At 60.1% G+C, this 21480-nt stretch carries 15 protein-coding genes; 5 read left to right on the top strand and 10 right to left on the bottom strand.

The window, feature by feature from the left end; translation table 11 throughout:
- Positions 1–21: 21 nt before the first annotated feature.
- The 4 genes from potE to QMK54_RS15440 form a co-directional block, all read right to left on the bottom strand.
- Positions 22–1362 carry a putrescine-ornithine antiporter gene (gene potE / locus QMK54_RS15455; protein ID WP_110662411.1) on the bottom strand — a complete coding sequence of 447 codons (1341 nt, stop codon included), beginning with the start codon at positions 1360–1362 and terminating at the stop codon, positions 22–24.
- A gap of 85 nt (positions 1363–1447) precedes the next feature.
- Entirely contained in the window at positions 1448–3631 is a 2184-nt protein-coding gene (gene speF / locus QMK54_RS15450; RefSeq protein WP_320402868.1) for an ornithine decarboxylase SpeF, read from the bottom strand.
- A gap of 327 nt (positions 3632–3958) precedes the next feature.
- A complete protein-coding gene (locus tag QMK54_RS15445) occupies positions 3959–4831 on the bottom strand; it encodes a DNA/RNA non-specific endonuclease (RefSeq protein ID WP_320402867.1) in 873 nt (290 codons plus the stop codon).
- 156 nt (positions 4832–4987) lie between these two features.
- The gene (locus QMK54_RS15440; protein ID WP_320402866.1) at positions 4988–5809 is read right to left on the bottom strand and encodes an SDR family oxidoreductase; all 822 of its coding nucleotides are present in this window, start codon (positions 5807–5809) and stop codon (positions 4988–4990) included.
- A gap of 216 nt (positions 5810–6025) precedes the next feature.
- On the opposite strand from QMK54_RS15440, the gene QMK54_RS15435 reads away from it, so the two are divergent.
- The 3 genes from QMK54_RS15435 (at position 6026) to QMK54_RS15425 (ending at position 10034) form a co-directional block, all read left to right on the top strand.
- Positions 6026–7534 carry a PLP-dependent aminotransferase family protein gene (locus tag QMK54_RS15435; protein ID WP_110661282.1) on the top strand — a complete coding sequence of 503 codons (1509 nt, stop codon included), beginning with the start codon at positions 6026–6028 and terminating at the stop codon, positions 7532–7534.
- Positions 7535–7646: 112 nt separating this feature from the next.
- Positions 7647–8717, top strand: a complete 1071-nt coding sequence (locus QMK54_RS15430; RefSeq protein WP_110661283.1) for a sugar phosphate isomerase/epimerase family protein — start codon at positions 7647–7649, stop codon at positions 8715–8717.
- Positions 8718–8768: 51 nt separating this feature from the next.
- Complete coding sequence (locus tag QMK54_RS15425; RefSeq protein WP_110661284.1) at positions 8769–10034, top strand: MFS transporter; 1266 nt, start codon at positions 8769–8771, stop codon at positions 10032–10034.
- 1005 nt (positions 10035–11039) lie between these two features.
- Here QMK54_RS15425 and QMK54_RS15420 read toward each other — a convergent pair.
- A complete protein-coding gene (locus tag QMK54_RS15420; RefSeq protein WP_320402865.1) occupies positions 11040–12797 on the bottom strand; it encodes an acyl-CoA dehydrogenase family protein in 1758 nt (585 codons plus the stop codon).
- Positions 12798–12881: 84 nt separating this feature from the next.
- On the opposite strand from QMK54_RS15420, the gene QMK54_RS15415 reads away from it, so the two are divergent.
- Both QMK54_RS15415 and QMK54_RS15410 read left to right on the top strand, forming a co-directional pair.
- A complete protein-coding gene (locus QMK54_RS15415; protein WP_320402864.1) occupies positions 12882–13799 on the top strand; it encodes a LysR family transcriptional regulator in 918 nt (305 codons plus the stop codon).
- Positions 13800–13968: 169 nt separating this feature from the next.
- Entirely contained in the window at positions 13969–15456 is a 1488-nt protein-coding gene (locus QMK54_RS15410; RefSeq protein WP_110660120.1) for a sensor histidine kinase, read from the top strand.
- Here QMK54_RS15410 and QMK54_RS15405 read toward each other — a convergent pair.
- From QMK54_RS15405 to QMK54_RS15385, 5 genes are all read right to left on the bottom strand, one after another.
- Positions 15453–16154, bottom strand: a complete 702-nt coding sequence (locus QMK54_RS15405; protein WP_320402863.1) for a response regulator transcription factor — start codon at positions 16152–16154, stop codon at positions 15453–15455. The genes QMK54_RS15410 and QMK54_RS15405 overlap by 4 nt on opposite strands.
- Positions 16155–16479: 325 nt before the next feature.
- Positions 16480–17556: an alpha/beta fold hydrolase gene (locus QMK54_RS15400; protein WP_320402862.1), complete on the bottom strand. Its 1077-nt coding sequence runs from the start codon at positions 17554–17556 to the stop codon at positions 16480–16482.
- Positions 17540–17944 (bottom strand): hypothetical protein, encoded by a 405-nt coding sequence (locus QMK54_RS15395; RefSeq protein ID WP_320402861.1) that lies wholly within the window; start codon positions 17942–17944, stop codon positions 17540–17542. Before QMK54_RS15395 ends, QMK54_RS15400 begins: the two co-directional genes overlap by 17 nt.
- A gap of 14 nt (positions 17945–17958) precedes the next feature.
- On the bottom strand, positions 17959–19275 hold the full coding sequence (locus QMK54_RS15390) for an alpha/beta hydrolase (protein WP_320402860.1): 1317 nt from the start codon (positions 19273–19275) through the stop codon (positions 17959–17961).
- A gap of 267 nt (positions 19276–19542) precedes the next feature.
- Positions 19543–21159, bottom strand: a complete 1617-nt coding sequence (locus QMK54_RS15385) for a multiheme c-type cytochrome (RefSeq protein ID WP_110660124.1) — start codon at positions 21157–21159, stop codon at positions 19543–19545.
- Positions 21160–21480: the final 321 nt, after the last annotated feature.

Genomic DNA, 21480 nt, shown 5'->3' with positions numbered 1-21480 from the left:
GTGCAGTCCTGATGGCCACGCCTAAGGATTACCGGCCCTGGCCTGGTTGGCGGATGGCGCTTCGGTGAAGCGCTTGGCGAGGAATCCATAGAGCAGGTAGCCGACAGCGAGCACCAGGGTGCCGCCCATCACGGCGTCCTTGCCGCAGGCATACAGGGCGTACAAGGAGTAGGTGACGGCGATCAGCAAGACCACCACGTTGCGCGTGTGAATAGCCGACGAAACCCCGGCCTTGTGCATGATCACCAGCAGGCCGGTCAGCGCAGTGATATAGGGGATCAGGTTGGTCACCGCTGCCAGGCTGACCAGCTTGCTGAACTGGGCGGCGGCATCGGGAGAGATGGTCGACAGGGCCATGAAGGTCTGCAGCACGCCGCAGACGATCATCCCGACGACGGGCGCATTCATCGAGTTGACCTTGCTGAACAGCTTGAGGAACAGGTTCTGGTCAGCCGTCATCTTCGCGGTTTGCGCCAGGGTAAATTGCCAGCCCAGCAGCGAGCCGACACAGGCCATCACCGCCAGGGCCATGACGATAGTGCCCACCATCGGGTTGAATATCGTCGCGTAGACCAAGGCGAAGGGTGCCGAGGATTTGGCCAGCTCGGCATTGGGAATGATGCCCTGGATTACGGTGGTCGAGAGCACATAGACCACGGCGGCACCCAGGGTGCCGAACAGGCAGGCCAGGGGCACGTTGCGCTTGGGGTCTTCCACGGCATCGGTGGCCTGGGCCGCCGATTCCATACCGAGGAAGGCCCACAGGGTCAGGGGGATGGCTTTGCCGATGGCTTCGGAAATCGCCAGGCTATTGGGGTTCCAGGCGGCGGCCAGCACATCGGGCTTGAACCAGAACCAGCCGATGATGCTCAGGCCCGCTACCGGAATGATCACGCCCCACACCGTGAAAGCGCCGATCTTGCCGGTGATGCCCGGGCCACCGAAGTTGGCGAAGGTGGTCAGCCAGATCAGCGCGATCGTGCCGACGCACAGTGGAATGGCACCCGTGCCCAGCCAGGGGATGAAGGCCGTCATGTAGCCCACCGCCGAGATGGCCACGGCCACGTTGGCGATAGCCAGGGACAGGAAGTACAGGTACGAACAGAGGAAAAACCCCGACTTTGAATGGGCTTCCTCGGTGTAGGCGGACAAACCGCCCGAACGCGGACAGAAGATCCCGCACTGGGCAAAGCAGTAGGCAATGGCCATCGAGCCGATCGCGGTGAAAATCCATGACAGCAGCGAGACCGCGCCCAGTTGCGCCATATTGGTAGGCAACATGATGATGCCCGAGCCCATCATGTTGACCGTCACCAGCGTCGTGAGCCCCATCAGGCCCATTTTCTTGCTTGAATCCGCCATCGCAAACTCCTTGCCTTGTTCAGAGTTTTGAACCTGGCCTGGCGACGTGCAGCACGCGGCCAGACAGGGGCTAACACCTACTGCATCAGACCTTGAGCACGTAACCGTAGGCCCGGGTTCGACCGGCTTCCTGCTGCAAATACACGCCCTGCAACTCCGGTGTGAAACCCGGCAGGCGGTTGATGCCTTCTTCCAGCGCCAGGAAGTACTTGAGCACCGCGCCGCCCCAGACTTCGCCCGGGATGATGCAGAGCACGCCCGGCGGATAAGGCAACGCACCTTCAGCCGCGATCCGCCCATCGGCATCCGCCAACGCCACCAGCTCGACGTTGCCGCGGATGTACTCGATTTGCGCCTGCTGCGGGTTCATGGCCTTTTTCGGGAAGTGTTCCTTGCGGAACATGTCCTTTTGCAGTTGCTGCACGTTGTGATGGCGGTAGAGGTCGTGCATTTCCTGGCAGAGCTGGCGGATGGTGTAGTTGCGGTAGCGTTCCTGATGCTGCGCGTAGATCGCTGGCAACACCCGGCTCATCGGCGCGTCATCGCTGATGAAGCGTTCGAAACGGGCGATCTGTGCGGCCAGGTGGGTCATCTTCGCCCAGTCTTCGGCCGGGGTGAGCAGGAACAGGATCGAGTTGAGGTCGCATTTTTCCGGAACGATGCCGTTCTCGCGCAGGAAGTTGGCGAGGATGCCGGCGTGAATGCCGAAGTCGGTGTAGCTGCCGTCGACCGGGTCGATCCCCGGGGTGGTGAACAGCAGCTTGCACGGGTCGATGAAGTACTGCTTCTCGGCATAACCGGCAAAGGCGTGCCAGCGATCCTTGGGATGGAACTCGAAGAAGCGGATGTCATTGGCGATTTCTTCGGTGGGATAGTCTTCCCAGGCGCGCCCTTCGATGGTGTACGGCACGAACGGGCGGACCATGGTGCAGGCTTCGAGGATCAACTTGCGCGCCTCGATGCCGAACTTCACGCAGTCTTCCCACAGGCGCAGGCCGCTGCGGCCCGAGTGAATGCGCGCATTCACATCCAGCGAGGCGAACAGCGGGTAGAACGGGCTCGTCGAGGCCTGGGCCATGAACGCGTTGTTCAGCCGGTGATGGTTGCAATAACGCGCCTGGCCCTTGATGTGGCGGTCTTTCTTGTGCACTTGGGAGGCCTGGGAAAAACCGGCCTGCTGCTTGTGCACCGACTGGGTGACGAAGATGCCCGGGTCGTTTTCGTCGAGGTCGAGCAGCAGCGGCGAGCAGTCCTTCATCATCGGGATGAACTGTTCGTAACCGACCCACGCCGAGTCGAACAGGATGTAGTCGCACAGCTTGCCGATGCGGTCGACCACTTGCCGGGCGTTGTACACGGTGCCGTCGTAGGTGCCCAGTTGAATGATCGCCAGGCGGAACGGCCGTGGCAGTTGCGCCTTGTCCGGGGCGACTTCGGCAATCAGTTCTCGCAGGTAGTCTTCTTCGAAACAGTGGGCGTCGATGCCGCCGATGAAGCCGTAAGGGTTGCGTGCGGTTTCCAGATACACCGGCGTCGCGCCGGCCTGCAACAGCGCACCCTGGTGGTTGGACTTGTGGTTGTTGCGGTCGAACAGCACCAGGTCGCCGGGGGTCAACAGGGCGTTGGTCACCACCTTGTTGGACGCCGAGGTGCCGTTGAGCACGAAGTAGGTCTTGTCCGCGTTGAACACTTGCGCCGCGTGCTTCTGCGCCAGCAGCGCCGGGCCTTCGTGGATCAGCAGGTCGCCGAGCTTGACGTCGGCGTTGCACATGTCGGCGCGAAACAGCGTCTCGCCGAAGAAGTCGAAAAACTGCCGACCGGCCGGGTGCTTGCGAAAGAACTGGCCGCCCTGGTGACCGGGGCAAGCGAAGGTCGCATTGGCTGCTTCGGTGTAGTGCTTGAGGGCGTCGAAGAACGGCGGCAGCAGGCTTTCTTCGTAGGCCTTGGCGGCGGTTTCCAGTTGGTTGCCGTAGTACTGGGCATTATTGCTGGAGACATCAAAGACACCATTGACCTGCAAAATCACATCCTGCAGTTGTTTGTAGACCTCCAGGGAGCGACTGCTGCCGCCCTTCCTGGCCACCAGGAAGATCGGGATGTCGAAGCCGGTACGCTTGATGGCGTCCAGCGAACCGGCTGCCAGATCATCGATCGAGAGCACGGCAACCGCGACATCGGTAAAGTCAGTCTGGTCGAGCGGGACGATTTCACGGGAATTAAAAAAACAATCCCGAACCGCCTCGCTGGCAGCGATTTTCAAGGCATTCATAACCAGAATCTCTCAGTCGAATGACGTTGAAGTTCCAGGGACGATCAACTTCAAAGGCACCATGTCCCGGGGTCAGGAGCGATTGCCCTATTGGGTATAGTTCATTTTTACTATTTGTTACTTCTTGCCGGATTTATTTCCTTGACCCGCTTTTCCGTGGGGTTCATGGCGAAGTAACCGAACCTGTTTTCCGGTCTTTCGGTGCTTTAATAAACACTAAGTATTAATGCCAAAGCGCTATTTCTCACCGATCACGCACCCTATTAATCCGTGAGTGAAACACCCCAAAGGATGAATCCAGCCTTCGGGGCACTGCTCATCCAGCCATCAGGTACGCCCTGCTGAACCTGTCACGGGCAGGTTCCCGAGCAGTTTGAGCCCGGTACTCTTCACGAAGGTTTCATAGTCCATGGGCTTCTGGATACGGGTTTCTGCGTTCGGCAGCACATAGGCCCAGGCACGCTTGGACGATGCGTCGTAGACCAGCTTGAACAGGCGCGTCGGCACCCACACCTGGTTGTCGCCGATGGTCGAGTAGCCTGGGTCAAACAGCGGGCCGGTAAAGACAAACACGTTGCCATCGGCGCGCTTGGCAAACTTGCGGACATCCGCCTCGACCTTGCTCCAGATCTTGCGGTTGTTGGTCGGGTCTTGCGGCACCATGTTCGACAGCGCAAAGGACTGGGCCATGGCATTGGGATTCGGTGCATCGGCTGCCGGGGATTGATGACCACGGTCCACGGCCGGTTTCTGGCTGCGGTAGTCGCTCAACTCCGCGCGCCCGCCCTTGGGGATGCGGGGGTCCGGGTAGAACTGGTTGGTGCGTTCCTCTCCTTTGGCATCCTGCAGCTGGGCCGCATTCAGGCGTTCGACCACGACCAGCGGGGTCTTGCTGGTTTGCGAGTACAAAACCGCGAAGTTGTCGGAACACAGCGCCAGGGGCTTCATCGATGCAGGCACGGTGGCGGTGTTGATCGGATTCGCTGCCGGGAACAGCTCTGCACAGCCGTCAAACGTTGGCTGCTTTTGTTTGTTCGAGTAGAGGTCCAGGGCCGCGCGCTGGCTGATCGAGCCCGAGCGTGACGCTTGTTCGTGTTGCGCGGTGGGCGGCTTGAGCAGATCCAGCAGGCTGCGGGCTTGCGCCCCGTTTGAAAGCAAAACAAGGGCCGACAGCCCAACTGCAATTTTGCGTAGGTGCATGGGTTAAATCTTCGAATGGAATTGAGGGAAAACGTGCGGTGAGGCCGTGCGGGTTTTATTGACCGTGACCAGACAGGTTGGTGCCTGCCGGCCAGAGGTTATTTTGCGCGACTGTTCAAGTTAAGACATTACTTGAGCTCGCACGACCGGATGGAGCTAGTCCCCGCTGTCATCGACAGCCGTGGGGGTCACCGCCGAGCCTGCCAGGAGCCCCCCGTCGATGTTGAACTCACTGCCGGTGACGTACGTCGAGTCATCCGCGGCGAGAAACAGGGCCATGGCCGCCACCTCTTCGGGCATCCCGAATCGTCTCAGCGGAGTGTCGCGAACCAGGGCCGCCATCCGCTCTTCACGGCCTGCGTCTGTGCCCAGCATGGGCTCCCATATGGGGGTAAGGATGGCGGCCGGATGAATCGAGTTGCACCGCACTTTCAGGCCTTGCCCGGCGCAGTAAAGCGCCACCGTCTTGGTGTGATTGCGAACGGCGGCCTTGGACGACGCGTAGGCCGCCGCGCCCGGTATGCCGACCAGTCCGGAGCGAGAGGAGACATTGATGATCGAGCCCGCGCCTGCATGTCGCATGGCGCGAATGGCGTACTTGCAACCGAGAAATACCCCGTCGAGATTGGTGCGATGTACGGCGTGCCAGTCCTCCAGGCGCGCATGCTCCGGGTCGTGCCGCACGGCACCTTGCTCAAATCCGGTAACGGCGGCGTTGTTCACCAGGACGTCCAGCCTGCCGCGCTCCTTCAGGATCTGCGTCGTCACTCGCTGCCAATCTTCTTCACACCGTACATCGAGACGCAGATAGCTGGCGCGATCACCGAGTGCGTTGGCAACCGTGCTGCCGAGTTCGTCGTTGATGTCGGTGACGTAGACAAAGCAATCCTCCTGCACGAAAAGTTGCGCAATTGCCGCGCCGATCCCTTGGGCGGCCCCTGTGATGAGTGCAATCCTGGAAGTGAGCTTGCTGGCCATAAGTGATGTGGAGACTCCTTTGGTTGGGCCTGGTGATAACACATTCCTTGGCAAAAGCCCAAACGCTGCGCCCGCCATGCCTTGCGTGGTGAGCTTTTTTGCGCCGTATCAACGTCTGCGGTGGATGACATATCCAGCCCCGCTCGATACCCTTTCTCACCCCCGGTGCCTGACTACAATTCAGGCCAAATCACACGCCATCCAGACGAACGAATAATGAAATCCTCCGCAGGTTTGCTGTTGTCAGGCATCGAGCTGGACCGCGCCAGTTCGATCCCCTTGTACCGCCAACTCTACTTGCAGATTCGCAAACAGATTCTCAGTGGCAGGATTCAGGGCGGCGTACGTCTGCCGTCCACCCGGACCCTGAGCAAGGAGCTGCAGCTTTCTCGAATCAGCATTCTCAATGCGTTCGATCAACTGATCGCCGAAGGTTTCCTGACGTCGCGCACCGGGGCCGGGACTTATGTCGGCGATGAATGGGAAAGCCGTGGTATTGATGACGAAGAGAGTCAGCGCCAACCTCCCCGCCTGTCCAATCTGAGCCAGTCCGTGCTGTCGTTGCGCAGCGATCATTTCCGTGGTGTTTCCTATGCCGACTGGGCGACCGGCAGCCCGACCTCGTTCCTGCCCAGCCACAGCGCCTACGATGCGTTTCCGCAAACGGTCTGGAAGCGGCTGATGAACCGCCACCTGCACAAGCCGACCAAGGCCATGCTCGGCTATGGCGAACTACAGGGACTGCTGGCCCTGCGCGAGGCGATTGCCGAATACGTATTCGATGCCCGCGGCATCGACTGCACGGCCGAGCAGGTGGTCATCGTTTCCGGCGCCCAGCAAGCCTTCAACCTGCTGGGCATGCTGTTGCTCAATCCGCAGGACAGCTTCTGGATGGAGGACCCGGGGCATATCGCGGCGCGCATTGCGCTGCAGGCCCAGGGTGGTCTGGTGGTTCCTTTGCGTATCGACGAACAGGGCATCGATGTCCAGCAAGGCCTGGCCCGGTGTCCTGACGCCCGCCTGGTGTTTACCACGCCTTCGCGCCAGCATCCGTTGGGCATCACCATGAGTTATGCGCGGCGCCAGGAGCTCATCGACTGGGCCGCCCACAATCAAAGCTGGATCATCGAAGACGACTGCGACAGTGAGTTTCGCTACAACGGCCGCCCCCTGCCGGCACTCTATGCCATGGACCAATGGGCCCGGGTCATCTACGCCGGAACGTTCAGCAAAGTACTGTTCCCGTCGCTGCGCCTGGGTTACGTGATACTGCCCAACGCCTTGATCGAACCCTTCTGCACCCTGCGGGCGGTCATGGACCGCAGCCCGCCCACCCTGCTCCAGGCCGTCACGGCAGACTTCATGCGCGAAGGCCACTTCCTCGGCCATATCCGTCGAATGCGTGCGCTGTACCAGGCTCGCCAGCAGGCGCTGGTCAAACACCTGCAGAAACGCCTGGGGACTTTCTTCAGGATCACGCCGGTGGAAGCCGGCATGCACCTGATCGCCTGGTTACCCGCGCATCTCGATGACGATGCCCTGGCCAGGGAGCTCGGCCAGCATGGCATTCATACCTATCCCCTGAGCGACTACTGCGTCGAACATGTCTTGCCGCCGGCGCTGCTGATCGGCTTTGCCAGCACCCCCGAAGACCAGGCCCAGGCACGCGTCGAAGCGCTGGCCCAGGCCCTGGACACAATGGGTTATCTGCAACAGGCCACTTGACGCAACGCAAGTGGTCTTATGATTTAACTGATAATGGATCTATCGAGAGTTCCTGACTGGCGCGATAAAGGCTGCGCCGGTAGACCCGGTGTCTGAACCAGGAACGACTCGAATGAACAATAAGATCCAGGAACGATTCAACGCCCTGCTCAGCCATAAGGCTGTCGAGGCCGAGGCTCCCCCCGCATTGACCGAGGCACTGGCCCGCCGGTTGCTCGACCGACTGGCGCAACTGCGCCTGTTTGCCCACGCCTATCCCTTGCTGACCAACCTGACCCACGGTCGCGTGACACCTGCCGACCTGCTGGACTTCGCCTATCGCCACGAGCTGCAGGGGCTGAGCCTGCACTTGCTCGACGGCGAGGAAAACAGCCTGAGTCAAATGGCACCTGCGCAACTTCAGGCATTTGCAGACAAGGCCAATTCCCTCGGGTTGGATGTGCATCTGGAAATCAGCAGCACCTTGAAAAAAGACGTCGATCAAGTGATCGCCATTGCCAAGGCGGTGGGCACCCGCAATATCCGTGTCTACTCACGCTACGAAGGGGCGCTGTCGCGGGTCATGGACGTGATCGAGTCGGACCTGCACTACCTCGCGCAGCAGGCTGACGAGCACGACCTGTACTTCGACTTCGAGCAGCATGAGGAACTCAAGAGCGACGAGATCGCGCAGCTGTTGAGCCGGCTGAATCACCCTCGCCTGCACGCCCTGTTCGACTTTGGCAACATGATCAATGCCTGCGAACAACCCCTTGCGGCACTGCGAAATCTCGCGCCGCACATACGCCAGACCCACCTCAAGGGTGTGCGCATCGTGCCTGAGCAAAACGGCTTCGGGCATTACGGCGTGCTGCAAGGGTGTGACGAAGACGACCTGCCCAACGCCCGCTTGCTGTTCGAGCTGCTGATGCTCGGCGAATCAACCCCGCAAGTGATCGCCTTCATTCTCGAGCAGGAAAACCACTACGTCGCCCCGGCATTCCGCCAGCTCGACGAAGCCGCCGACCCGTTCATTGCCTACCGGGAAATGAGTGAAACAGCGCTGCCGCAAGGCTTCTCCCTGGAGCAGATGCTCGCCGGCGAACACCGTTGGGCCAACAACCAGGTCGCCTATGTACGAAGCCTGCTGGCGGAATTCCGCACCCTGGCCGAGTTGACCCTGGCCCATTGCGCTGACGCCTGAACCTGACGTGCCTGGCGGCACTGCCTACCCAATCAAGCCTGGAGAACAATAATGACATCCCATGACAAGGCCAAATGGCTCAGATTCCTGATTCTCATCCTCGGTGGTGGCACCATCTACAAGCTGGCGAATCTCAAGGACGCCTTTTACATCCCCATGCAGGAATTCATGGGGCTGTCCCACACTGAAATCGGCGTGCTGCTGAGCGCCAACGCCATCATCGCCACCGCGCTGTTCGTGGTGGGCGGCATGCTCGCCGACCGGTACGACACGCGCAAGTTGATCCCCCTTGGCCTGATCGGTACCGGCAGCCTCGGGCTCTACCTGGCGACTTTTCCGCCCTTCAGCAATCTGCTGATTGTGTTCTGCCTGCTGGCCGTGTGTGCCGACTGCATCTTCTGGCCTTCGCTGCTCAAAGCCATCCGCAACCTCGGCGACGATAAGGAGCAGGGACGCCTGTTCGGCCTGCTCGAAGGCGGGCGCGGCGTCATTGATACCCTGGTGGCCTTCTCTGCGCTGGGCGTCTTCGTCGCCATGGGCTCCGGTGAAAACGGCCTGAAGTCGGCGATCCTCTTCTACTCGGTCATCGACATTCTTGCCGGCACCCTGACCTGGCTGCTGCTCAAGAGCGGCAATACCCAGTCGACCGTCAAGCCGAAGAACGGTTTGTCGAACCTGTTCGAGGCCATCAAGGTGCCGGGCATCTGGCTGGTCAGCCTCAACGTGTTCATGGTCTACATCGTGTACTGCGGCCTGACCTACTTCATTCCCTACCTCAAGGAAATGTACGGACTGCCCGTGGCCCTGGTGGGCGCCTACGGCATCATCAACCAGTACTTCCTCAAGATCCTCGGCGGCCCTGCTGGTGGTTTCATTGCCGACAAGCAATTCAAGAGCTCCAGCCGCTATCTGAAATGGGCATTCCTGGCGCTGTTGCCGCTGATGGGCGTGATCATGCTCATCCCGAAAAGCCCGGGTTTCATCTACGCGGGCATGGCGGCCACCCTGTCCTTCGCGCTGATTGTCTTTTCCATGCGAGGCGTGTTCTGGGCGCCCATGGGTGAAGTCGGCATTCCCCAGCACATCACCGGTTCAGCCTTTGGCATCGGTTGCCTGATCGGCTATGCGCCGGGCATGTTTGCCTACGTCATCTATGGCTCAATCCTTGACCATTTCCCAGGTCAGCAAGGCTACAACTACGTGTTCTCGTTGATGAGTGTGTTGGCTATTGTCGGGTTCTTGGTGTCCAGCCTGCTGTATCAAGCGGTCCGCAAGAATTGCGCAGTCACTGGCAAGGTCAGCGCCGCACAGGCCTGAACATGTGCTCACTTAAGAGATAGGCCAAGCACCTGTGGCGAGGAAGCTTGCTCCCGTTGGACTGCGCAGCAGTCCCATTGTTTGGTTCTTTTATTGGCTTGGAAGCCACTTCACCTTCGACTCGGACACAGTCTCTTGTAGGAGCTGGCTTGCCAGCGATGGTCGTTAACGATAACGCGCATGAACCGGATAAACGCGGCGCCCTTGAGTCCATCGCCAGCAAGCCGGCTCCTACAGGTGAAGGTCAACGCGGCCTTTTGTAGGAGCTGGCTTGCCAGCGATGGTCGTCAACGATAACGCGTACAAACTGGATAAACGCGGCGCACTTGAGTCCATCGCCGGCAAGCCGGCTCCTACAGTTTGGTGTTCACATCATTTCGACCAGGACGCGGTCCCTTGTAGGAGCTGGCTTGCCAGCGATGGTCGTTAACGATGACGCGTGTAAACCGGATAAACGCGGCGCACTGGAGTCCATCGCCAGCAAGCCGGCTCCTACAGGTGAAGGTCAATCCATTTTCGACCAGGACGCGGACCCGTGTAGGAGCTGGCTTGCCAGCGATGGTCGTTAACGATGACGCGCATGAACCGGATAAACGCGGCGCCCTTGAGTCCATCGCCAGCAAGCCGGCTCCTACAGGTGAAGGTCAACGCGGCCTTTTGTAGGAGCTGGCTTGCCAGCGATGGTCGTTAACGATAACGCGTACAAACTGGATAAACGCGGCGCACTTGAGTCCATCGCCGGCAAGCCGGCTCCTACAGGTGAAGGTCAACGCGGCCTTTTGTAGGAGCTGGCTTGCCAGCGATGGTCGTTAACGATGACGCGTGTAAACCGGATAAACGCGGCGCACTGGAGTCCATCGCCAGCAAGCCGGCTCCTACAGTTCGCCGGGATTCCGTGAAGAACCAATTTTCAGGGCCGCTTCGCGCCCCAGCGGGAGCAAGCTCCCTCGCCACAGTTGCAGTGTTCGTCCTTAATAGGCAGGTGTTCACGGGACGGTGCCGCCATCAAAATGCGAAATCGGCCTCGTCCATGGCCATCAGGCAATGGGCCCCGCCCCGCAGGCTTTCGCGGTGGCCACTGGCACGGGGCAGCACCCGGCGCCAGTAAAAGTCCGCCGCTTGCAGCTTGGCCCGATAGAACGCCGGTTCGTCGGTACCGGCATCCAGTACGGCTTGGGCACGCACAGCCGCCTGCATCCACAGCCCACCCACCGACATCGCGCCGATTTCCTGCACATCCCGCTGACACGCCTCGACGACCTCGGCACCCAGTTCGCGCCATTCGACGAGACGCTGCTGCATGGCCTCGGCCATTTTCCTCAGCCCTGCTTGCGAACCGGCTGCATCGACATGCGCGGCGAGTTCATCGATCAAGGCGCCCAGCTCGGTTGCGCCATCGCCCAGCACTTTGCGCCGAAGCAGATCCAGCGCCTGGATACCGTTGGTACCCTCGTATAGCTGGGTGATGCGGCTGTCGCGCATCAACTGTTCCATGCCCCACTCGCGGATGTAGCCGTGGCCGCCATGCAGTTGAACGCCAAGGCTGGCGACTTCCTGGCCGACGTCGGTGAAAAACGCCTTGACGATCGGGATCAGCAACGCTGCCCGACGCCCTGCCTGCTGCCGCCCCTCGGGTTGCGGGTCACCGTGTTCCAGGTCCAGTTGCAGGGCGGTGTAGGTCGCGAGCAAACGGCAGCCTTCGCTCAAGGTTTTTTGCGTGAGCAGCATGCGGCGCACATCGGGGTGCACGATGATCGGATCGGCGTTTTTGTCCGGCGCTACCGGGCCGCTGATGGCCCGCGATTGCAGACGCTCGCGGGCATAAGCGAGGCCACCCTGGAACGCAGCCTCGGCGATACCCAGTCCCTGCAGGCCAACCTGGAAGCGGGCATCGTTCATCATGGTGAACATGCACGCCAACCCCTGATTGGCTTCGCCGATCAGCCAGCCTTGGGCGCCGTCGAAGTTCATCACGCAGGTGGAAGCGCCCTTGATACCCATCTTGTGTTCCAGTGCGCCACAGCTCAGCGAATTGCGTGGCCCCGGTGTTCCATCGGCAGCGGCGATGAACTTGGGCACCAGGAACAGGCTGATGCCCTTCACCCCGGCCGGTGCATCCGGCAAACGGGCAAGGACCAGGTGAACGATGTTGGCAGTCAGGTCCTGCTCGCCGCCGCTGATGAAAATCTTGCTGCCCGTGACCTCATGGCTACCATCGGCCTGGGGCTGGGCACGGGTGCGCAACAGGGCAAGGTCGGTACCCGCCTGGGGCTCGGTGAGGCACATGGTGCCAGACCATTCACCGCTGACCATTTTCCCCAGGTAAGCCTGTTTCAGTGCCTCGCTGCCATGGCGATGCAGGGCCAGCACCGCGCCTTCGGTGAGGCCAGAGTAAATGCGAAAGGACAACGAGGCGGACATCAGCATTTCGTGGAAGCTGGCCGAAATCAGCTGCGGGAAACCCTGGCCGGCGAACTCCAGCGGCCCGGTCATGCTCGCCCAGCCGTTATCGACGTACTGCCGGTAGGCATCGGCAAATCCCTGGGGCGTGGTGACGTGGCCGTCGTTCAGCTCACAGCCCTGCTCGTCACTGTTGCGGTTCAGTGGCGCGACCACTTCGGCGGCAAACCGCGCGGCCTCTTCGAGGACCCCGTCGATGGTTTCCCGGTCCAGGCCGTTGTTCAACCGCTCGCAATGGCCGCTGGCATCGAACACTTCGTGCAGCACGAAACGCATGTCGCGCAGGGGAGCTTGATAATTCATGACCGGGCCTCTTGGGTTGTCAGCGTGGAAAATATTGCCGCCACCCTAAGCAGGCGCCTACTATTTTTGAAATTTCATTTTCATATGCCTGGTATTTGTAATTTGAATTTAAAAACCTTCGACCTGAATTTGCTGCGAGTGCTCGATATGTTGTTGCGCGAGCAGAACGTGTCGCGGGCGGCCGAGCGCCTGGCACTCAGCCAGCCAACCGTCAGCAACGCCCTCGCCCGCCTGCGCGCACTGTTCGACGACCCGTTGCTGGTGCGCGTTGGCCGCCACATGCAACCCACCACCCGGGCGCTGGCGCTTGAAGGGCCGATTCGTGCAGCCTTGCAACAGATCGAACAGACCCTCAATGCCGGCGAAGCCTTCGACCCACGCATGAGCCAGCAACAGGTGCGCATCGCCCTCACCGACTTTGTCGAACAGCTGTGCATGCCGCCTTTGCTTGCGCGCCTGGGTGAACTGGCGCCGAACCTGCGGATCGACGTCGCCCACCTCGCCCCCAGCCTTCCCGCCGAGCTGCTGGACCGGGGTGAACTGGACATGGTGCTGGGGCGCTTCGAAGAAGTGCCGGCACGTTTCACCCGTCGGATCTGGCACAGCGAAACCCTGCGACTGGCGGTGCGCAAGCAGCATCCGCTGGCACACGACACACTCACGCTGGATGACTTCCTGGGCCTGCGCCATCTCTGGGTGAGTGGCGGCCAGTCGCGCGGCATGGTCGACCAATGGCTGGGCAAGCAAGGCCTGTCGCGAAAAATCGTCTACACCACGCCCAACTACCTGCAAGCGGCGCACCTGGTCGCCCATTCGGATTTGAGCGTTGTGCTGCCCACCCAGTTGGCCAATCAATTCGCGCAGTTGCTACCGCTGCAAGTGTTCGAGTTGCCGTTCGACGTCGGCTCGTTCCAGCTCGAACTGGTGTACCTGGCGCAACGCCAACATGACCCGGCGCTGGCGTGGCTGATCGAGCAGATCCTTGCGGTGCGGCCGGTTTGAACTGAAACCGGGTCGGGATGATCATTCGCGGTGAGCAGTCGACCAGTGCCGCTGTCGAATCGCTATACAGTGAACTACTGTCAGTCATGGGCGTGGCGCCAAACTGCGGATTGGCGTTGAGCTGCAGGGTTTGCAAGCGACCTGTCTCGATGATCAGGGAACCAGACCAATGGCAAAAGATGTAAAAGTCGAATCACAGAACCAGACTTTTATCGCGCAGGAGATTGAGGCCCTGGTCGAACCTGCGGATATTTCCGATGGAATTCGCAATGGAGTCTGGCGCACCCGGATGAGGCTCAGGGCGCGCAATCTGAGTCACTCGACCCAGTTTGTCATTGCCGCTGCGGTGATCCTCGGGCTGACCATGTTCTTCGTCGGCAATTTGGTGAGCGCCCGCATAGAAAGTGCCGCGGTACATAGCGCCGCAGAAGCAGGCGCCCAGTACATGGATACGTTCCTGGAGCCTTTTGTGCAGGAGTTGAGCCGGGACAACGAGCTCTCGGCCGCCAGTGTCCAGTCCCTGGACCGCCTCACGGAAAGTCGTTCGCTGAAACAGCACATTGTCTCGATCAAGATCTGGCGAGCAGATGGCACGGTGGTCTACAGCACCAACAAAGACGTCACCAACCTTCAATTTCCATTGGATGAGATCACCGAGGCGCTCAAGGGCAAAGTGGTCACCGATCTTCAAGAGCTGACCCAGGACGAGAACGAGTTCGAGCGCAAGCTCAACGTGCCACTCTATGAGATCTACGCGCCCCTGCGGGATTCACGCTCCGGGAAAATCATCGCGGTGGGCGAATTTTACGAAAAGGCCGATAGCCTCAGGCGCGAGATCAATCGGGTCCGGGAGGAGGTATGGGGAGTCGTCGGCGCCGCGACGCTGGCCATGCTGACGCTGCTGTTCTTCATCGTGCGACGCGGTGACAAGATTATCCAGCAACAGCAGGTGGCACTGCGCTTGCGGCTGATAGAGCAAACCCGCCTGCACATCAGCAATGCCGAACTGCAGCGCAAGATGGCGACGGCTACCGAGGAGTTTTCCCATATCAACGAACTCACCTTGAGGCGCATTGGCGCAGACCTGCACGATGGGCCGGCGCAGCTGTTGACCTTGATTCTGATCCGGCTCGACGACCTGGCCGAGGACTTCTCCACGGTCGATCAGGAGGCGCTGGAAACCGTTCGCGGCGCCGCCACCGACGCATTGCGTGAGGTCCGCGATCTATCACGAGGCCTGGCACTTCCGGAAATCAACGCGTTGAGCCTGGTGGAGGAGTTGCAACTGGTGGCGCAACGGCATGAGCAACGCACTGGCACCAAGGTCAAATTGACCCTGGGGCCGCTGCCGAAAGCCGCGCCACTGCCGCTCAAACTCTGTCTGTACCGTTTTGTGCAAGAAGCCCTCAACAACGCCTACCGTCATGCCAACGGCGAGGGCCAGGTCATCCAGGCGAAATACATCGACGGCGTATTGAACATCAGCGTCAGGGACAGTGGTCCAGGCATGGCGGCAGACGCCATGCTGCTCGAGAAATCCGGCAGAACCCGGTTGGGGCTCGCCGGTTTGCGTTATCGCGTTGAATCGCTGGGCGGGTTGTTCAACATCGACTCCTGCGCCTCTGGCACGTCGGTAAGGGCACAGTTCAAACTCTAGTCAGGTGCCGTTTCGGCATCCATTGGTGTTTTTGCCACGTCGATGTGAAGTCGCCCGAACGCTTCGCGCTCCCTGTAATGCCGTAGCGCCGTGACCGCCTCGACACGATTTCGGGCGTTGAGCTTCTGCATCACACAGCCCATGTGGTGCTTGACGGTTTTTTCACTGATCAACAGCTTTGACGCCACTTCCCTATTGGTCAGCCCTTTTGAAACCTCACGAATGACCTCCTCCTCGCGGTGGGTCAGATCACACTTGTGAGTTTCCGCTTCGTGCTTCTTGATATTACTCAGCAGTTTGTTGGCAAAATCGGGGGTGATATACGTCTCACCCTTGGCTACCGACCTGATCGCCTGGACCAGGTCCGGTCCGCTGACACCTTTGAGCACATACCCGCGCGCGCCGGCCTCCATGGCCAGGAAGGCGTCATCTTCGGATTCCGAAACCGTCAGCATCAGCACCTTCACTTCCGACAGTTCTGTGGAAATGAAGCGCACTGCGGCGAAAACGTCCCCCGGCATATTGACGTCCATCAACATCACATCCGGTCGCACCCTCGTGGCAATGTCCTTGGCATCCTGCGCATTGGCGCCCTGCTCCACGACCTGGAGATCCGCCCGTTTTCTCAGCGTATTGGCAACGCCCTCACGCAACATCGGATGATCGTCGACAATGCCGATGCGAATGAATGGATTCATGACGCGCTCCCCAAAAGATAAGCACTCGAACATTCATTGATTAATAGCAGGGAATCGGTGATGCCGCCGGTCAGCAGTCGTGTGTCCCGGGTTCATGGCGTCCGGATATCAGACTTAAGTCTGAGCGGATTCGAGCGTCAACAAGCCATCACCTTCACAACTATTTTAATTTGTCACCACAACCTTTTGTTTTAAAACACAGCGGAAATTGTCAATAAACAGACACTCCTATAAAACCTGGATCTTTATTTCATCCGACCAACAGTCGCCCTCCTGCGCATGGGTACAGAGGAAGCCCCGTGCCAATCACACTGCCCTGCTGTATTTACAGGGATCGTCCACTCAACCACTGATCGAGCCTGGGCCACATCCGTTTGACCGCTGCCGACCCCGCCACCAGGCTGACATGGCCGCCCGGCAACATCAGTTCTTCCTTGTCGAGCGAACTCACTCGGGCCACCAATGGTTGCGCACAGTCCGGCGGCACCAGGGAGTCGTATTGCGCGATGATGTGCAGCAACGAGACCTGGATGTTTTTCAGATCGACTTCCCGGCCACCGATGCGCAAGCCGCCTTCGTACAGCGAATTGTTTTGCCCCAGCTCCAGGTGAAGCTGGCGGAAGTATTCGCCGGGAAGCGGCAAGGTTTCGTCATTGAAACGCGCCATCATGCGGTAACCCCTGACGTAATCGTCGTTCCACATGTTGTCCCAAAGCCGGGCCTGACCGGCAATTCGGCCTGCGGGGCGATGCAGCTCAATCGCCTTGATGATCGTCTCTGCCGCGACGAGGCCAGTCGCATCGATCAAGCGCTCGGCCTTGAAGTGGCGCTGTTTGGCCAGGGGCATCTTCGTCCAGTCGATGGGCGTTGTGAAACACACCAGGTTTTTCAGCGGGCCATCGGGATGCAGTGCAGCGTAGAGGGTCGAAAGGACACCGCCCATGCAGTAGCCGATCAGCGTCACGTCTTCCACACCGGTGTCTTGCTGGACTCGGCGAATGCAATCGGGAATGAAGTCGAGCACGTAGTGCTCCAGCTTCAGGTGGGACTCATCCCGGCTCGGCGCATTCCAGTCCATGACATAAACGTCGTAACCCCGGGCGAGCAGAAACTCGATCAGGCTCTGCCCCTTTGTCAGATCGAAAATGGCAGCCTTGCTGGTCGTCGCCATGACGAACAACAGCGGCACGCGGTAAATCTCGTCCGATGTTGCGTGATAGTGGTACAGACACAAGGTGCCGCGACGGTGCACCAGCGTCTTGGGCGTCAAGCCCACCGCTGGCGGCGGCGTGCTGAGGTACTCGAGGCCCTTGAGACCGCGCTTGACCATCATGCCGACCTCCGAGCGAAGTCTATCGGCCAGCGACAGGTCGGCGATCTTGTTGTCATGTGGCCGGGGCATTGTCACTTCCCTCCTTGCTCTTGCGTTTGGATACCCGTTTCAGGGGCGTCTGGCGCTCTACCGCCAGTGGCCGCCGCGTGCGTGGCGGGCGTGACGCAAACGGCGTACTGCCGGGTACTGGCAGCAACTGGTCGAGCTTGTCTTCCACACGCCGCAAGGAGGCGGCAAGCGCGTCGACTTCGGCACGGCTGGGCAGGCCCAAACGCTTGTGCAGCCGCTCCAGCGACGTCTGCGGCAGATGCTGCAAGCCGAGCGTGACCCTGGAGTACTGGTCGATCACCAGGCCAACTTCCTTCGAGTCGATATTACGGGCGGCCAAGGCATTGACGCTGTTTTCGAACCGGGTGATGGCCTCGCGGTACAACTTGAACGGATCAGGTAATGCCATGACGTACTCCTCGATCAAGGGTTCACAGTGCAGTTTTTTTCTGTTGGCCAGGTTTGGCGTGCGGCCAGCCGGTCGAGGCCGGTAATGGCTTTGCGCCGGATCATGACCGTGGGTATCAGCCAGGGTCTGATCAATAGCCGGCAGGCACTGGCCGCCTTTGGCGACAGTAGGCGCAGTAACGCGATACCCCAGCGTTCGGTGACAATCCAGGAGGTCAACGTGGCGGTTGCCAGTTCGTCGGCAGTGACGCGCAGGCGCGAATGCTTGCGTGGCATTCTGTCGGCGATCTCGATCGTTCTGTCCGCTGCCGGTTGCCGTGCGAATACCGTCGCCAGCGCATTGCCGATGCGTTGCAGCGCGTCACGGCTGGCACCGTTGACCGAATCAAAATTGAGGAAACCGTGGAACTGCCCCCGGTAGTGCAACAGTTCCACCGGCACGTCGGCTGCGCGCAAGCGAGCGGCATAGTCCAGACCGTCGTCGCGGATCGGATCGAAACCGACACTGACCACAACCGCCGGCGCCAGGCCGCGCATATCGGGGCTACGGCGAGGCGAATACCAGGGGTCGACCAGGTCGAGAGTCTCAAGCGACGGGGCCAGGGTCTGTTCGATCCATTGCACCGCATGATCGGTCAACAGCGCACGCCCATGGGCGTTCTCTGCGTAGGAGGGAAATTTCTCCAGCAGGTCGGTGGCCGGGTATACCAGCACTTGCAGGTTCGGTACCGGGCCGCCGCGGCGCAGGCTTTCCTGGGCGACCGCAGCACAGAGATTGCCACCTGCCGAATCGCCGCCAATCGCCAGGCGAGTCGTATCGATCCCCCAGTGCGCTCCATTTCTTGCCATCCATTGGAACGCTGCGAGGGCATCGGCGCGGCCGGCAGACAGATCGTGCTCCGGTGCCAGGCGATAGCGCACGGCGATCACGATGCAGTCAGCCGCCAGGGCAATGCTGCGGCAGATGCCATCGGCAGTGTCCAGATCGCCGATGATGAACCCGCCGCCGAAAAACCACATGAACGCAGGTCGCGGTTGGGTGCCATTGTCAGGCTTGAATATGCGCACGGTGATTGCGCCGCCCGGACCGTCGATCAGTTGTTCGGTCACCGAGCCCACCGGCGGATTACGCGCAAGGGCAAGCGCCGTCAATCGCCAACCCAGGCGCAGCTTGGGCAGCGAGTAGTCTTCTGCGCGACGCAGGCTCATGGAGAGGTTGGCCAGGCGCAGGAACGCGCGCGCCTCGCGGTCGGGTTGATGTGCGCGCAATACGCGAGGCATCCCGATGGCCGGTCGCTCAGGGTGCACCTGTAGTTCTTTGTTGTTTTTCATTGCCACTCCGTCCGCAGGGAATCCGTATACCGCGCATCAGCAATAGCTTACGCAGCACCACGGTTGCAGTGGCTACCCTTGTTGGGGGGGAAACCCCGGGCTACTCCGGAAAAGCAGGCAGCCGCAGAGGCACACGCTTGATTGCCGAAGGGAATGGCGCAGCGAATCGCTTCGATGCATCAGGCGAGCAGCAAGCAGTCACGAAAACCTGAATCAGCAGCCTCTGCGGTGAGTGACCGGCCCACCCTGGACGTCGACACGGCTTGGCTAAAAATGCCGCGTATCCGAGCCGACGACTGACACAGTTGTCGCCAGGGGTACGCTCTGCGTGACGTTGGCCATCCGGGTGATTTCCACCTGCACCTTATCCTTGCCGAGCAGGTAGTCGGCCAGCTTCTGGGAAAACGGCCAGTAGTTCAGGTCAGCGGTCAGGGTCAGCGGCCCGACGGCGTCGGCCGGCACCAGGAAGGAGAACTCCCCGACATCGTAGCCCTTGGGCAGGATGCGGTTGTCCGAGAGAATCTGCGTGGCATTCCACACCTCGACGTCCAGCGGATTGCCGTCCTTGTCGCCGATGTGCACTTTGAAATTTCGCGTGTTGTCCTCGGTCTTGCCGTCCTTGATCGAACCCAGTCGATAGAGCTCGCGACCATTGGCATCCTGCACCCGGAAATCGATCCACATCTCCCGGCCCTCCGGAAAGCCGGTCGGCAGCTTGTGCCCGGCACCGACGTTGGTCACCTTGACCGCTATCGAGGTGTATTGCCCGGGGATGATGACGGCCGGCAATTGCTGGAAGGTTATTTCCCCCGCTCGCCCGAGCATGTCGCGGGCGCGTTGCGAGCCCTCTTCCTGACCGAGATGCTTGAGCATCATCGCGTTGGCTCCGCTGAACCAATGCGAGGCGACTTCCTCGCGGTCCGGCCCCATGATTGCGGCCTTGCCCTTGAAGCCCGGCATGTGGCAACTCTGGCAGGTGACATCGTTAAGGCTGTAGGTGCTTTCCTGCCATTCGTCATAGGTGCGCTCGACCGCCACGCTGCTGAACGGGTGCGTGACGTTGTGGCAGGTGCCGCAAAAATCCGAGCGAGTGTGCAGGGCGGAATACACGGTGTCGTGATAAGGCGAAACGGCATCTTTGCGCGGGCCGAACTTGGTCGGTTTACCGTGGGCGCGAGGGCTCATGACATAAGCGCCGTTATCGAGGCCGGTGCGGGCGCTGATGTTGTGGCAGGTCTCGCAATCGACCCCGGGCATCGGATGATTCTTCGCGCTGTCTTCAATCGAGGAGCGGTTGATGTCCGAAGTGATCTGTCCGGTCGTGAGACCGATCGGGGTATGGCAGCCGGTGCAGAAAGTATCGACCTTGCCCTCGGTGGCCGAACTCGCACGCTTGAGCAAGGCTCGATAGATGGGTTCATCCCAGGCCTGGGACATCATTGACGAGCGCCACTGCTTGTAGATCTCCGTATGGCAAGCGCCACATACCTGGGCATTGTCGAAGTCCTTCACATTCAGGACCAGGTTGCCGGTGGTATTGGCCCGGTGCGGAAAGAACGGCATCCCGCCATTCACGTGCATGAGCCTGGAGCGTGCCGGCTCCAGCCACTTCTCATTGCTTTGATTGTCATTGCCGGAAGGCTCGTCAGCCACCACCAGCGTTACCGTCAGCAGGCAAACCACAAAGCAGAAAAGACGGCGAACGAAAGGTCTGATCAGCAGGAGAAAGGGTATGAACAACGTCGCCAGGGAGATATTCAAGTCGACAATGGCCAGCTTGAGGCCTTCCGGGACATTGAAAAAGGCCATGTAAAAACTGGTGCACATCGTCCATGGAATGATCAAGGCCGATAACAGGTGCAGCGCTGACTTGGATGGGTTCATTGGCATTTCCCCTGGACGGTTGCAGAGGATGACTGCAGCACTTCTATTGAGTAGCCAGGGGTATTTCGTGATGCAAACCGATGGTCACGTGCAATCACTCAATGTAGGTACTAACAGATCCACAGTTTCCCGACTCTGCACCTTCGTGCTCGGGTTAGGCTCACTGAGCAATTACCCTGCCATCGATGTAACAACATATGTCACCTGGCCTGGACGCCCTCGCAAACATTGCCCGAGATTTGCAATTCCTGAGCTGATGCATGCGCGAATTCAGCTGGGGAATCGCGCCCATTAGTGGGGGAGTTCACTCCAGAATCGGGG

This window comes from Pseudomonas sp. P5_109, from assembly GCF_034009455.1.
Classification (GTDB): Bacteria; Pseudomonadota; Gammaproteobacteria; order Pseudomonadales; family Pseudomonadaceae; genus Aquipseudomonas.
The sequence above is the reverse complement of the archived record's forward strand: the minus strand, read 5'-3'. Positions and strand labels throughout refer to the sequence as shown.

Bases quoted from the DNA above. Each gene is read 5' to 3' on its own strand.
- QMK54_RS15405 (WP_320402863.1), bottom strand. From the start codon at position 16,154: ATGAATCCATTCATTCGCATCGGCATTGTCGACGATCATCCGATGTTG.
- QMK54_RS15390 (WP_320402860.1), bottom strand. From the start codon at position 19,275: ATGAAAAACAACAAAGAACTACAGGTGCACCCTGAGCGACCGGCCATC.
- QMK54_RS15440 (WP_320402866.1), bottom strand. From the start codon at position 5,809: ATGGCCAGCAAGCTCACTTCCAGGATTGCACTCATCACAGGGGCCGCC.
- potE (WP_110662411.1), bottom strand. From the start codon at position 1,362: ATGGCGGATTCAAGCAAGAAAATGGGCCTGATGGGGCTCACGACGCTG.
- QMK54_RS15430 (WP_110661283.1), top strand. From the start codon at position 7,647: ATGAACAATAAGATCCAGGAACGATTCAACGCCCTGCTCAGCCATAAG.
- speF (WP_320402868.1), bottom strand. From the start codon at position 3,631: ATGAATGCCTTGAAAATCGCTGCCAGCGAGGCGGTTCGGGATTGTTTT.
- QMK54_RS15415 (WP_320402864.1), top strand. From the start codon at position 12,882: ATGCCTGGTATTTGTAATTTGAATTTAAAAACCTTCGACCTGAATTTG.
- QMK54_RS15435 (WP_110661282.1), top strand. From the start codon at position 6,026: ATGAAATCCTCCGCAGGTTTGCTGTTGTCAGGCATCGAGCTGGACCGC.
- QMK54_RS15395 (WP_320402861.1), bottom strand. From the start codon at position 17,944: ATGGCATTACCTGATCCGTTCAAGTTGTACCGCGAGGCCATCACCCGG.
- QMK54_RS15385 (WP_110660124.1), bottom strand. From the start codon at position 21,159: ATGAACCCATCCAAGTCAGCGCTGCACCTGTTATCGGCCTTGATCATT.
- QMK54_RS15445 (WP_320402867.1), bottom strand. From the start codon at position 4,831: ATGCACCTACGCAAAATTGCAGTTGGGCTGTCGGCCCTTGTTTTGCTT.
- QMK54_RS15420 (WP_320402865.1), bottom strand. From the start codon at position 12,797: ATGAATTATCAAGCTCCCCTGCGCGACATGCGTTTCGTGCTGCACGAA.
- QMK54_RS15410 (WP_110660120.1), top strand. From the start codon at position 13,969: ATGGCAAAAGATGTAAAAGTCGAATCACAGAACCAGACTTTTATCGCG.
- QMK54_RS15425 (WP_110661284.1), top strand. From the start codon at position 8,769: ATGACATCCCATGACAAGGCCAAATGGCTCAGATTCCTGATTCTCATC.
- QMK54_RS15400 (WP_320402862.1), bottom strand. From the start codon at position 17,556: ATGCCCCGGCCACATGACAACAAGATCGCCGACCTGTCGCTGGCCGAT.